Origin of the sequence: Klebsiella sp. 2019SCSN059 (genome assembly GCF_021739525.1) — a bacterium.
GTDB classification, from domain to species: Bacteria; Pseudomonadota; Gammaproteobacteria; order Enterobacterales; family Enterobacteriaceae; genus Klebsiella; species Klebsiella quasipneumoniae.
The window spans coordinates 237206-250825 of the sequence record NZ_JAKKOM010000003.1 but is presented as its reverse complement, the minus strand read 5'-3'; the positions used below and the strand labels follow the sequence as shown (position 1 = coordinate 250825).

Here is a 13620-nt window from a genome sequence, read left to right as displayed (position 1 = left end):
ACAGGATTAAGCCTGGCCTTTGATCTCTTTACGACCGTTGAACGGCGCTTGCTCACCCAGCGCTTCTTCGATACGAATCAGCTGGTTGTATTTAGCAACGCGGTCAGAACGGCTCATAGAACCGGTTTTGATCTGGCCTGCAGCGGTACCCACAGCCAGGTCGGCAATGGTCGCGTCTTCAGTTTCGCCAGAACGGTGAGAGATGACAGCGGTGTAGCCAGCGTCTTTCGCCATCTTGATAGCCGCCAGAGTTTCGGTCAGAGAACCAATCTGGTTGAATTTGATCAGGATGGAGTTAGCGATGCCTTTTTCGATGCCTTCTTTCAGGATCTTGGTGTTGGTTACGAACAGGTCGTCACCAACCAGCTGGATTTTGTCGCCCAGTACTTTGGTCTGGTAAGCGAAACCTTCCCAGTCAGATTCGTCCAGGCCATCTTCGATGGAGACGATCGGGTACTGTTTGGTCAGCTCTTCCAGGAAGTGAGTGAACTCTTCAGAGGTGAACGCTTTGTTGCCTTCGCCGGCCAGAACGTATTTACCGTCTTTGTAGAATTCAGACGCTGCGCAGTCCATCGCCAGGGTGATGTCTTTGCCCAGCTCGTAGCCTGCAGCTTTAACCGCTTCAGCGATAACAGCCAGCGCTTCGGCGTTGGAACCCAGGTTAGGCGCGTAGCCGCCTTCGTCACCAACGGCAGTGTTCATGCCTTTGGACTTCAGCACTTTCGCCAGGTGATGGAACACTTCAGAACCCATGCGTACTGCTTCTTTCAGGGTCGGCGCGCCAACCGGCTGAATCATGAATTCCTGGATGTCGACGTTGTTGTCAGCGTGCTCACCGCCGTTGATGATGTTCATCATCGGAACCGGCATGGAGTATTTGCCCGGAGTGCCGTTCAGTTCAGCGATGTGCGCGTACAGCGGCAGGCCTTTGGAGGCAGCTGCTGCTTTGGCGTTCGCCAGAGAAACGGCCAGGATTGCGTTCGCACCGAAGTTAGATTTGTTTTCAGTACCGTCCAGGTCGATCATGATCTTGTCGATGCCAGCCTGATCTTTGGCATCTTTGCCCAGGATTGCCTGAGCGATCGGGCCGTTTACCGCAGCAACAGCTTTGGTTACGCCTTTACCCAGGAAACGGGATTTGTCGCCATCGCGCAGTTCCAGCGCTTCGCGGGAACCAGTAGAAGCACCTGACGGAGCAGCTGCCATACCGACGAAACCACCTTCCAGGTGTACTTCGGCTTCAACAGTCGGGTTACCACGGGAGTCGATGATTTCACGACCGATGACTTTAACGATTTTGGACATTAGGTTTTCCTCAGTACAAGTTAAACTAAAACTCCAGACAAACAATGCACCCGGATGGGTGCATTGCCGTTCTAACTCTTTTTACTTCGCCTGGCGTTTCTGGTACTCGCTGGCGGCTTTCACAAAGCCGGCAAACAGCGGGTGTCCATCACGCGGCGTCGAAGTAAACTCCGGGTGGAACTGGCAGGCCACAAACCACGGATGGTTCGGCACTTCGATGATCTCGACCAACTGATCATCCCCGGAACGGCCCGCAACGCGCAGACCGGCAGCTTCAATCGGTTTCAACAACATGTTGTTGACTTCGTAGCGGTGACGATGGCGCTCGGTGATGGTCGGCTCGCCGTACAGCTGGCGTACCAGAGAATCATCATCCAGCTGGCACTGCTGCGCGCCCAGGCGCATGGTGCCGCCCAGATCGCTCTTCTCGGAGCGGACTTCGACGTTGCCATCTTCGTCACGCCATTCGGTAATCAGGGCCACAACCGGGTATTTACAGTCTGGCACAAATTCCGTCGAGTTGGCGTTTTCCATACCCGCTACGTTGCGCGCGAACTCAATCAGCGCAACCTGCATACCCAGGCAAATGCCCAGATAAGGAATATTGTTCTCACGCGCATAGCGCGCGGTGGCGATCTTACCTTCCACACCGCGGTAGCCGAAGCCGCCCGGGATAAGGATAGCATCTAAATCCTTGAGGATTTCGACGCCGCGCGTTTCCACATCCTGCGAATCGATCAGCTTGATGTTGACGGTAACGCGGTTTTTCAGACCACCGTGTTTCAGCGCTTCAATCACCGACTTGTAGGCATCCGGCAGTTCAATGTACTTACCGACCATACCGATGGTGACTTCGCCTGCCGGATTGGCTTCTTCATAGATTACCTGTTCCCATTCGGCCAGGTTTGCTTCCGGACAAGTTAAGCTGAATCGTTTACAAATATAATCGTCCAGCCCCTGAGATTTCAACAGGCCTGGAATTTTATAAATGGAATCGACGTCTTTCAGAGAAATAACAGCCTTTTCCGGAACGTTACAGAACAAAGCAATTTTCGCCCGTTCGTTGGCCGGAACAGCGCGATCGGAGCGGCAGATCAGGATGTCAGGCTGGATACCGATGGAGAGCAGCTCTTTCACGGAGTGCTGAGTCGGTTTGGTTTTGACTTCGCCCGCGGCGGCCATGTACGGCACCAGAGTCAGGTGCATAAACAGGGTATGCTCGCGGCCAATCTCTACCGCCATCTGACGAATGGCTTCGAGGAACGGCAGGGATTCGATATCGCCGACGGTACCGCCGATCTCCACCAGCACCACGTCATGGCCTTCGCCGCCCGCCAGCACACGCTCTTTGATAGCGTTGGTGATGTGCGGGATAACCTGAACGGTCGCGCCCAGGTAGTCGCCACGGCGCTCTTTGCGCAGCACGTCAGAGTAGATACGGCCGGTGGTGAAGTTGTTGCGGCGAGTCATCTTGGTACGGATGAAACGCTCGTAGTGGCCCAGGTCCAGATCGGTTTCTGCGCCGTCTTCAGTAACGAACACTTCCCCATGCTGGATTGGGCTCATGGTGCCCGGATCGACGTTGATATACGGATCCAGTTTCATGATGGTCACGTTGAGACCACGGGCTTCAAGAATGGCTGCCAGGGAGGCTGCGGCAATGCCTTTACCCAGAGAGGATACGACCCCGCCGGTCACAAAAATATAGTTCGTTGTCATGCTGAACCTGAGAAGTTAGGGTAAAACGATGGAATAACCAGGACGGGAAAGTAGTATACCCGAACATGCGTGACGCCACAAACTTTCATTCTTCCCCTCCCCTTCGTTCTTCAAGTTGCACCTGTGTTGCGACCCGAACAACTCGAAGAGGCAGGCTACATGGTGTTTCAACGACATAACGGAAAGAGAAAATAGACGCTTTTGGCGAAATGTTTTTGACGTAAATCAAGCGCTTGTTATTTATAAAATCACACAAATCGCGCTTGATCACGAAAACTCGTTAGAGATCAGTTTCCTGGCGTTTTACCTGTTGCCATACTTCTTCCATGGTATCGAGGTCGACGCCGGTCATTTCCAGGCCGCGGGCAGCGACAATGCGCTCGACTTCGCGGAAGCGGCGCTCGAATTTGAGGTTCGCCTTCTGCAGCGCCACCTCGGCTTTGACCCCTAAATGGCGGGATAAATTCACCGTGGCGAACAGCAGATCGCCCACTTCCTCTTCCAGTTTCGCTTCATCCACCACCGCCTGCTGCGCTTCATGCATCACTTCATCAATTTCTTCATGCACCTTGTCGAGCACCGGGCCCAGCGAGGTCCAGTCAAAACCGACCGCCGAGCAGCGACGCTGGATTTTATGCGCGCGCATCAGCGCCGGCAGGCTATGCGGAATGTCGTCCAGCGCTGAGTGCTGGGCTTTTTCCGCCCGCTCCGCGCTTTTGATCTGCTCCCAGCGGGCCAGGACTTCGCTGCTGTTTCCCGCGGTGGCATCAGCGAAGATATGGGGATGGCGGCGCTCCAGCTTGTCGCTGATGGCGGCGCAGATATCGTCAAAGTTAAAACGTCCCTCTTCCTGCGCCATCTGCGCATAGAACACCACCTGGAACAGCAGATCGCCCAGCTCACCGCGCAGGTCGTCAAAATCCTCTCGCGAAATGGCGTCCAGCACTTCATAGGTTTCTTCGAGGGTATAGGGGGCGATGGTGGCAAAGGTCTGCTCTTTATCCCACGGGCAGCCGTTTTCCGGGTCGCGCAGGCGGCGCATGATGCCGAGCAAGCGGTCGATTTGGGTCATGTGACAATCCTGGAAATGTAAAAAATAGTCGGCCGGATAAGGCGTTTCGACCTTATCCGACGTGGCGAAATTGCCGGATGGCGGCTTCGCCTTATCCGGCCTGGAGACGAATTAACCGCCGTGCAGACGGCGCGCGTCAATGACATCGGGCACCTGGTTCAGCTTACCGAGCACCCGGCCCAGCACCTGCAGGTTGTAAATCTCGATGGTCATATCGATGGTGGCCAGCTGCTGACGGGTATCGCTGCGGCTGGCAACGCCCAGCACGTTCACCTTCTCATTGGCGAGGATGGTGGTGATATCGCGCAGTAACCCGCTGCGATCGTTCGCCTCCACCCTGACCACCAGCGAATATCCGGCCGAGTAGCTTTCGCCCCATACCGCATCGACGATGCGCTCCGGGGCATGCGACTGCAGTTCAGCGAGCTGATCGCAGTCGGCGCGATGCACGGAAATCCCGCGCCCCTGGGTGATAAAGCCGACGATCTCATCGCCCGGGATCGGCTGGCAGCAGCGGGCAATATGGTGCATCAGATTGCCAACCCCTTCCACCACCACCCGGCCATTGTCCTTGGTGCGGTTCTGCGGAGCATAGGTTTTCTGCTGCAACTGCTTCAGCGCTGCCGCATCCTGCTCGGCGGCGCTCGGTTTATTGAACTGCGCCTGCAGGAAGTTGACCATCTGGTTGAGGCGGATATCGCCGCCGCCGATGGCCGCCAGCAGTTCATCGAGCTCGTTGAAGTTGTAGCGCGGCAGCAGGTGCTTTTCCGCATCCTTCAGGCTGATGCCCAGATGCTCCAGCTCGTCGTCAAGGATCTGTCGGCCGGCAAGAATGTTCTTGTCGCGGTCCTGCTTACGGAACCAGGCGTGAATTTTGGAGCGTCCGCGGCTGGTGGTGACATAGCCGAGGTTAGGGTTGAGCCAGTCGCGGCTCGGGTTCGGCTGCTTCTGGGTAATGATTTCGATCTGATCGCCCATCTGCAGCTGATAGGTGAACGGCACGATGCGGCCGCCAATTTTAGCGCCGATGCAGCGATGACCGACGTCGCTGTGGATATGGTAGGCAAAATCGAGCGGCGTCGACCCCGCCGGCAGGTCCACCACGTCGCCTTTCGGCGTAAAGACATACACCCGGTCGTCAAAGACCTGGCTGCGCACTTCGTCGAGCATTTCGCCGGAGTCGGCCATCTCTTCCTGCCAGGCAATCAGCTTGCGCAGCCAGGCGATACGGTCCTCATAGCCGCGGCCGCCGCTGGTCCCCGCTCCCGCGCCCTCTTTGTACTTCCAGTGCGCGGCCACGCCCAGCTCGGCGTCTTCATGCATCTGCCGGGTGCGGATTTGAATCTCCACGGTCTTGCCGCTCGGCCCCAGCACCACGGTATGGATAGACTGGTAGCCGTTGGGTTTCGGGTTGGCCACATAGTCATCGAACTCATCCGGCAGGTGACGGTAGTGGGTATGAACGATCCCCAGCGCGGCATAACAATCCTGCAACCGCTCGGCCACGATGCGCACCGCGCGTACATCAAACAGCTCGTCAAAGGCGAGGTGTTTTTTCTGCATTTTGCGCCAGATGCTGTAGATATGCTTCGGCCGACCATAGACCTCGGCCTTGACCCCTTCGGCTTTCATTTCTGCCCGCAGGTGGCCGACGAACTCGTCGATATAATGCTCGCGGTCGATACGGCGTTCGTGGAGCAGTTTGGCAATGCGCTTGTACTCTGCCGGATGCAGGTAGCGGAAGCAGTAATCTTCCAGTTCCCACTTCAGCTGGCCGATACCTAAGCGGTTAGCCAGGGGAGCATAGATATTGGTGCACTCTTTAGCCGCCAGCACCCGCTCATCTTCCGGCGCGTCCTTGACCTCGCGCAGATGCGCGATACGTTCGGCAAGCTTGATAACCACGCAGCGGAAATCGTCAACCATCGCCAGCAGCATGCGGCGAATGTTATCCACCTGCTCGGAAGATACCGAGTCGGTATGAGTGGCTTTCAGCTGACGGATGGCGGCCATGTCCCGTACCCCGTGAATCAGGGTCACGACCGATTTACCCACGCTCTCCTGCATGGCCTCTTCGCTGACGACTTCGCCGTCGGCCAGCGGGAACAACAGCGCCGCGCGCAGGGTATCGATATCCATACTCAGGGTGGAGAGGATCTCCACCATTTCGACGCCCCGCCACAGCAGCAGGTCCGCCAGCGGGTGTCCTTGCGTTTTTTCGCGACAATAATCCCAGGTTTCGGCTAAGCGCTCACACGACTGCTGGCTGGAAATCCCCAGACTCGCGATCCATTTCTTCGGGTCAAATTCACCAGCTTTATTAAGATGTGCACTTCTTACCGCAACCATTGTCCTCTCCTTAAGGGACCGGCCTGCCGAAGTCGGCAAGCCTCAACTTTCTACATGTCATCCTGCAGGTCGCGTCAGCATTGATGGCCGGGGCGGCTCTTCTGCGACGTTGTGAATGACCTTATGTAAGCCTGCGCTCAAACAACACCATTGATTCCAGATGACCGGTATGCGGGAACATATCCAGCATCGCCAGGCGTTGAATCTGATATCCAGCCTGCAACAGGGTTTCGCTGTCTCGCGCCAGCGTCGCCGGGTTGCAGGAAACATACACCACCCGCCGCGGCGCCAGTTTTATAATATGCGGCATCACGCCCGGCGCGCCGGCGCGGGCCGGGTCCAGCAGCACTTTATCAAAGCCATGCTTCGCCCAGGCCTGGCGGGTGACATCCTCTTCCAGATTTTCATGGAAGAAGGTGACATTTGATAAACCATTGAGGGCGGCGTTTTCCCGCCCCTTCGCCACCAGCGCCGGCACCCCTTCCACCCCAACCACGTGGGCGGCGCGAGTCGCCAGCGGCAGGGTAAAATTGCCCATCCCGCAGAACAGATCCAGCACCCGGTCCTCCGGCTGCAGATCCAGCCACGCCAGCGCGGTACGCACCATCTGCTGATTCACGCCGTCGTTGACCTGGATAAAATCCCGCGGACTGAACACTAAGCGTAGTCCGTCTGAGGTATACCATGGCGCTTCGCCGTGAATATGTTCCAGTATCTCGCTTTGCGGCGCGAGGTACAGGGAAAGACCGTGAGTTTGCGAAAAACGTTCCAGTTTTTCCCTGTCAGCCGCCGGCAGCGCAGCGGTATGGCGCAGCACCATCAGTGGGCCGTTGTCCGCCAGCACCAGCTCGACGTGGCCAAGATGGCGTAATGCGCTCAGCGCGCTTAAGCACTCGCGCACGGCGGGCAGCAGCGCCTCAAGTTGGGGCACCAAAACAGGGCACTGCACCACATCGACGATCGCTTTATCGCTGGCCTGACGAAAACCCATCTGCAATTGTTGGGTCTTTGGCTGATAATTCAAGCTTAAGCGCGCGCGCCGGCGATAGCCCCACGGCTCGCCGGCGATGATCTCATCCACCTCGCGCTTCATCAGGCGCGCCAGCGCGGCGCGTTTACTTTGCTGCTGAAGCGTGATGCTGGCATGCTGCTGTTGGCAGCCGCCGCAAACGCCAAAATGGGGGCAGCGCGGCGCCTGGCGCTGCGGGCTGTCGGTCAGACGGCGTTTCACCTGGGCGCGGGCGTACTGCTTTTTGTCTTCCACCAACACCACCTCAGCCTGCTCCTGCGGCAGCACGCCGCCGACGAACAGCGCTTTCCCCTGGTGGCGGGCCACGCCCTGGCCAAAGGGATCGAGGTCGTTGACTGTAACGGTTATGATCTGGCGCGTCGTCACACGCCGTTTTGCAGAGTAGAATTGCGCCATCGTAGAGAGTTGTCTCAATCAAATAAAACGAGCTCGTTCAGAGCGGCAGCGCCGCGAGGCGCACCGACGCGCACCGAACGATGATGTCTATATTCTCCCATAATGGAACCGCATGACCAACTACAGCCTGCGTGCTCGCATGATGATTCTGATTCTGGCGCCAACCGTCCTGATAGGGCTGTTGCTCAGTGTTTTCTTTGTCGCTCACCGTTATAACGACCTGCAACGTCAGCTGGAGGACGCCGGCACCAGCATTATTGAGCCGCTGGCGGTCTCCAGCGAATATGGCATGAATCTGCAAAACCGCGAATCTATCGGCCAGTTGATCAGCGTTCTGCATCGTCGCCACTCGGAGATCGTGCGGGCCATCTCGGTGTACGATTCGCATAACCGCTTGTTTGTCACCTCCAATTACCAGCTCAACCCCAGCGACCTGCAGATCCCGAAAGGCGAAGCTTTTCCCCGTCGTCTCAGCGTCATCCGCGACGGCGACATGATGATCCTGCGCACGCCGATCGTCTCGGAAAGTTATTCGCCGGATGAATCCCCTGAATCCGATGCCAAAATGCCGGGCAATATGCTGGGCTACGTCGCGCTGGAGCTGGACCTGAAATCGGTGCGCCTCCAGCAGTACAAAGAGATTTTTATCTCCAGCGTGATGATGCTGTTCTGCATCGGCATCGCGCTGATCTTCGGCTGGCGCCTGATGCGCGACGTCACCGGCCCTATCCGCAATATGGTCAACACCGTCGACCGCATCCGCCGCGGGCAGCTGGACAGCCGCGTCGAGGGCTTTATGCTCGGCGAACTGGATATGCTGAAAAACGGCATCAACTCGATGGCCATGTCGCTGGCGGCGTACCATGAGGAGATGCAGCACAACGTCGACCAGGCGACCTCCGATCTGCGGGAAACCCTTGAGCAGATGGAGATTCAGAACGTCGAGCTGGACCTGGCGAAAAAGCGCGCCCAGGAGGCGGCGCGCATTAAGTCTGAATTCCTGGCCAATATGTCCCACGAACTGCGCACCCCGCTCAATGGGGTGATCGGCTTTACCCGTCTGACGTTGAAAACCGATCTCAACGCCACGCAGCGCGACCACCTGACCACCATCGAACGCTCGGCCAATAATCTGTTGGCGATCATCAACGACGTGCTCGACTTTTCCAAGCTGGAAGCCGGGAAGCTGATCCTGGAGAGCATTCCGTTCCTGCTGCGCACCTCGCTTGATGAGGTGGTCACCCTGCTGGCGCATTCCGCGCACGATAAAGGGCTGGAGCTGACGCTGAACATTAAGAACAACGTGCCGGATAACGTCATCGGCGACCCGCTGCGTCTGCAGCAGATTGTGACCAACCTCGTAGGCAACGCCATCAAATTTACCGAGCACGGTAATATCGATGTGCTGGTGGAGCAGCGGGCCATCAGTAATTCGCGGGTGCAGATCGAAATTCAGATCCACGATACCGGCATCGGCATCCCCGAGCGCGACCAGTCCCGGCTGTTCCAGGCCTTCCGTCAGGCCGATGCCAGTATTTCACGCCGCCACGGCGGCACCGGGCTCGGGCTGGTGATCACCCAGCGTCTGGTTAAGGAGATGGGCGGCGATATCTCGTTCCACAGTCAGCCAAACCGCGGCTCCACCTTCTGGTTCCATATCAGCCTCGATCTCAACCCGAACGCCATCCCGGATACGCTGAATACCGACGGGCTGGCGGGCAAGCGTCTGGCCTATGTGGAAGCCAACGCGACGGCGGCGCAGTGCACGCTGGAGATGCTGGCCGCCACGCCGCTGGAGGTGATTTACAGCCCCACCTTCTCTGCGCTGGCGGAAGCCCAGTACGACATTCTGCTGGTCGGTATTCCGGTCTCAATGCGCGATTTGTCGCCGCACCGGGAAAAATTAGCCAAAGCCTGTGCGATGTCAGACAACGTACTGCTGGCTCTGCCATGTCATGCCCAGGTCAGCGCCGAAGCCCTGAAGCGCGATGGCATCGCCGCCTGCCTGTTGAAACCGCTCACCACCACCCGTCTGCTGCCGGCGCTGGTGGCCACCCATCATGCGACGGCCTCCGCGCCGTTGACCCACGCCGACAGCCATAAGCTGCCGATGACCGTGATGGCCGTCGACGACAACCCGGCAAACCTGAAGCTCATTGGCGCCCTGCTGGATGACCTTGTGCAGCAGGTGATCCTCTGCGACAGCGGGCAGCAGGCGGTGGACAAGGCCAAGCAACTGCAGATGGATCTGATCCTGATGGATATTCAGATGCCGGATATGGACGGCATCCGCGCCTGTGAGCTTATCCATCATTTGCCGCATCACCAGCAAACGCCGGTTATCGCCGTCACCGCGCACGCCCTGGAGGGCCAGCGCGAGAAGCTACTGAGCGCCGGCATGAACGACTATCTGGCGAAGCCGATCGAAGAAGAGAAACTGCACGCCCTGCTGCTGCGCTATCAGCCTGGAGTACACAGCATCGCCCCGGCGGCGACACCGCCCGCAGAGCCAGTCATCGACCATAACCAGACGCTCGACTGGCAGCTGGCGCTGCGTCAGGCGGCGATGAAGCCGGACCTGGCGAGGGAGATGCTGCAGATGCTGATCGCTTTTATGCCGGAGGTGCGTAACAAAGTGGAAGAGCAACTGGTCGGCGAGCAGCCGGAAGGGCTGGTGGATCTGATCCACAAACTGCACGGCAGCTGCAGCTACAGCGGCGTGCCGCGGCTGAAAAAGCTCTGCCACACTCTGGAGAGCCAGCTGCGCGCAGGCACCGCCGCCGAGGATCTGGAGCCGGAGCTGCTTGAGCTGTTGGATGAGATGGATAACGTGGCGCGCGAAGCCTGCCGGATGGGGGGCTAAAACCACAGGGCTTCCCGGCCTGCACCCGGCTCGCCAGGCATCGCGCCGCCGGGCAAGGAGAGCGGACACGGAGCCGCTTTTATGCCGGGCGGCGGCGACGCCTTGCCCGGCCTACGGTTCCTGCACCCGGCTCGCCAGGCATCGCGCCGCCGGGCAAGGAGAGCGGGCACGGAGCCGCTTTTATGCCGGGCGGCGGCGACGCCTTGCCCGGCCTACGGTCCGTGCAGCCTGCCGTTAATTTACCCGCTTGCGCTGCGGAAACTGCCGGTGCTGGCGACTTCAACATCGCTTAGACATTCCCGGGAGGCCGCGCCAGCCGGGACACCTCCATTACAGCTTACCGCCCATCTGCAAAACCGCGGCGACGTTTCGCGCCGTCATCCGCAGGTTGGCGGCGGCATTGGCCAGCGCTTCATCCAGCGTGCAGATGGTGTACAACACGCTGAATACCGCATCCAGCCCGTGCTGATGCACGACGCCGACATCGGCGGTAAGGCTGCCGGCAATCCCGATCACCGGTACGTTAAATCGCTTCGCCACCCGGGCCACTCCCACCGGCACCTTGCCGTGGATAGTCTGACTGTCGATACGTCCTTCGCCGGTGATCACTAAATCAGCATCCGCCACCCGCTCCGCCAGCTGCAGCGCATCGGTGACAATCTCAATGCCCGGGCGCAGTTGAGCGCCACAAAACGCATACAGCGCCGCGCCCATCCCGCCCGCCGCGCCGCCGCCTTCCAGGCTCAGCACGTCGCAATCTAAATCACGGGCGATGATCCGGGCATAGTGCCGCAGGCCGCTGTCAAGCCGGTCGATCATCTGCGCCGTCGCCCCTTTTTGCGGGCCGAATACCGCGCTGGCGCCCTGCGGGCCGGTCAATGGGTTGGTGACATCGCAGGCCACGTCAATCCGACAGTCTGCCAGCCGTGGATCAAGCTCGCTAAGATCGATGCGCGCCAGCGTCTCCAGCGCGCCGCCCCCTGGCGCGATTTGCTGACCGTCGGCGGTCAGCAATTTCGCCCCCAGCGCCTGCGCCATGCCGGCGCCGCCGTCATTGGTCGCGCTGCCGCCAATGCCAATAATGATCTGCCGCACGCCAGCGTCCAGCGCATGGCGAATCAGCTCCCCGGTGCCCCAGGAGGTGGTCAGCAGCGGGTTACGCTGCGCCGGGGGAACGCTTTCCAGCCCGCTGGCCGCCGCCATTTCGATAAAGGCGCACTGGCGATCGCCGGACAGCCCATAAAATGCCTCTACCGGCTCCCCCAGCGGCCCGGTCACCGTCAGCGGCACCTGATGCCCGCCGGTCGCCGCCACCATGGCTTCCACCGTCCCTTCCCCACCGTCGGCAACCGGCAGCCTGACATATTCCGCGTCAGGATAAATCTCGCGAAAGCCTTGCTCTATCGCACTGGCTACTTCCAGCGCGGTCAGGCTCTCCTTCCAGGAATCCGGTGCGATCACTATTTTCATCTGCAGTCCTTACTTTGAGCTAACCCCTGTCGCTATCGCGCAATGCCGGCCCCCGCAGAGGCCAGCGGCCTTTTAGCGCACCATGCATGGACGCTTGTTGTCAAAGGTCCAGCCTGGGATCAGGTACTGCATCGCCATCGCATCGTCGCGGGCGCCAAGGCCATGTTTCTTATATAGCTCATTTGCCTGCATTACGCGGTCCATATCCAGCTCAACCCCCAGACCCGGCGTGCTCGGCACCTGCACCATTCCGCCTTTAATTTCAAACGGTTGTTTGGTCAGACGCTGGTTGCCCTCCTGCCAGATCCAGTGGGTATCGATAGCGGTGATCTTGCCCGGCGCCGCAGCCGCGACGTGGGTGAACATCGCCAGCGACACGTCGAAGTGGTTATTGGAGTGCGAACCCCAGGTCAGGCCGAACTCATGACACATCTGCGCCACGCGAACCGACCCCTGCATGGTCCAGAAGTGCGGGTCCGCCAGCGGGATATCCACCGACTGCAGGGAGAGCGTATGGCCCATCTGCCGCCAGTCGGTGGCGATCATATTGGTGGCGGTCGGCAGGCCCGTCGCGCGACGGAACTCCGCCATCACTTCGCGGCCGGAGAAGCCCTGCTCAGCGCCGCACGGATCCTCAGCATAGGCCAGCACGCCCTTCAGCTGCTTGCCAATCTGAATGGCTTCTTCAAGCAGCCAGGCGCCGTTCGGATCGAGGGTCACGCGGGCATTCGGGAAGCGCTTCGCCAGGGCACTGATCGCTTCGGCTTCTTCAAAACCGGCCAGTACGCCGCCCTTCAGCTTAAAGTCGTTGAAACCATATTTTTCATAGGCCGCTTCCGCGAGGCGGACCACCGCATCCGGCGTCATTGCCTCTTCATGGCGCAGGCGATACCACTCGCACTGTTCATCCGGCTGGCTCTGATAGGCCAGCGGCGTGGCGTGGCGGTTACCGATAAAGAACAGATAGCCCAGCATTTCAACTTCGCTGCGCTGTTGCCCATCGCCGAGCAGCGAGGCGACGTTGACCCCAAGGTGCTGGCCCAGCAGGTCCAGCAGCGCCGCTTCGATCCCGGTCACCACGTGGATGGTGGTGCGCAGGTCAAAGGTCTGCAGGCCGCGGCCGCCGGCGTCACGGTCGGCGAACTGATTGCGCACCGCGCCGAGCACGTTTTTATACTCACCCAGCGTTTTGCCCACCACCAGCGGAATGGCATCCTCCAGAGTCTGGCGAATTTTTTCGCCTCCCGGAATTTCACCGACGCCGGTATGGCCGGCGTTATCTTTAATAATCACGATATTGCGGGTGAAGTACGGGGCGTGGGCCCCGCTCAGATTCATCAGCATACTGTCATGGCCGGCAACCGGGATCACCTGCATGGTGGTGACAACGGGCGTGGAAGAGAAAGTCGTCATAGC

The 13620-nt window shown here is 59.2% G+C and carries 8 protein-coding genes; 1 reads left to right on the top strand and 7 read right to left on the bottom strand.

What is annotated here, in order from left to right; translation table 11 throughout:
* Positions 1 to 6 precede the first annotated feature (6 nt).
* The 5 genes from eno to rlmD all read right to left on the bottom strand — a co-directional run bounded on the left by eno (position 7) and on the right by rlmD (position 7871).
* On the bottom strand, positions 7 to 1305 hold the full coding sequence (gene eno, locus L2I46_RS05780) for a phosphopyruvate hydratase (protein WP_002915213.1): 1299 nt from the start codon (positions 1303 to 1305) through the stop codon (positions 7 to 9).
* An 81-nt stretch (positions 1306 to 1386) separates the two neighbouring features.
* Entirely contained in the window at positions 1387 to 3024 is a 1638-nt protein-coding gene (gene pyrG, locus L2I46_RS05775) for a glutamine hydrolyzing CTP synthase (protein ID WP_023290827.1), read from the bottom strand.
* 280 nt (positions 3025 to 3304) lie between these two features.
* Positions 3305 to 4096, bottom strand: coding sequence for a nucleoside triphosphate pyrophosphohydrolase (gene mazG, locus L2I46_RS05770; protein ID WP_032453910.1), 792 nt, complete (start codon positions 4094 to 4096; stop codon positions 3305 to 3307).
* 111 nt (positions 4097 to 4207) lie between these two features.
* The gene (gene relA / locus L2I46_RS05765) at positions 4208 to 6445 is read right to left on the bottom strand and encodes a GTP diphosphokinase (protein ID WP_236947613.1); all 2238 of its coding nucleotides are present in this window, start codon (positions 6443 to 6445) and stop codon (positions 4208 to 4210) included.
* Positions 6446 to 6566: 121 nt separating this feature from the next.
* Positions 6567 to 7871, bottom strand: a complete 1305-nt coding sequence (rlmD, locus tag L2I46_RS05760; RefSeq protein ID WP_110211535.1) for a 23S rRNA (uracil(1939)-C(5))-methyltransferase RlmD — start codon at positions 7869 to 7871, stop codon at positions 6567 to 6569.
* Positions 7872 to 7983: 112 nt separating this feature from the next.
* Here rlmD and barA point away from each other — a divergent pair, with 112 nt between their 5' ends.
* Positions 7984 to 10734, top strand: coding sequence for a two-component sensor histidine kinase BarA (barA, locus tag L2I46_RS05755; protein ID WP_236947612.1), 2751 nt, complete (start codon positions 7984 to 7986; stop codon positions 10732 to 10734).
* A 330-nt stretch (positions 10735 to 11064) separates the two neighbouring features.
* On the opposite strand, the gene L2I46_RS05750 is transcribed toward barA, so the two are convergent.
* Both L2I46_RS05750 and gudD read right to left on the bottom strand, forming a co-directional pair.
* Positions 11065 to 12204, bottom strand: coding sequence for a glycerate kinase (locus L2I46_RS05750; RefSeq protein WP_087775312.1), 1140 nt, complete (start codon positions 12202 to 12204; stop codon positions 11065 to 11067).
* A gap of 72 nt (positions 12205 to 12276) precedes the next feature.
* The gene (gene gudD, locus L2I46_RS05745) at positions 12277 to 13617 is read right to left on the bottom strand and encodes a glucarate dehydratase (RefSeq protein WP_004205567.1); all 1341 of its coding nucleotides are present in this window, start codon (positions 13615 to 13617) and stop codon (positions 12277 to 12279) included.
* Positions 13618 to 13620 lie beyond the last annotated feature (3 nt).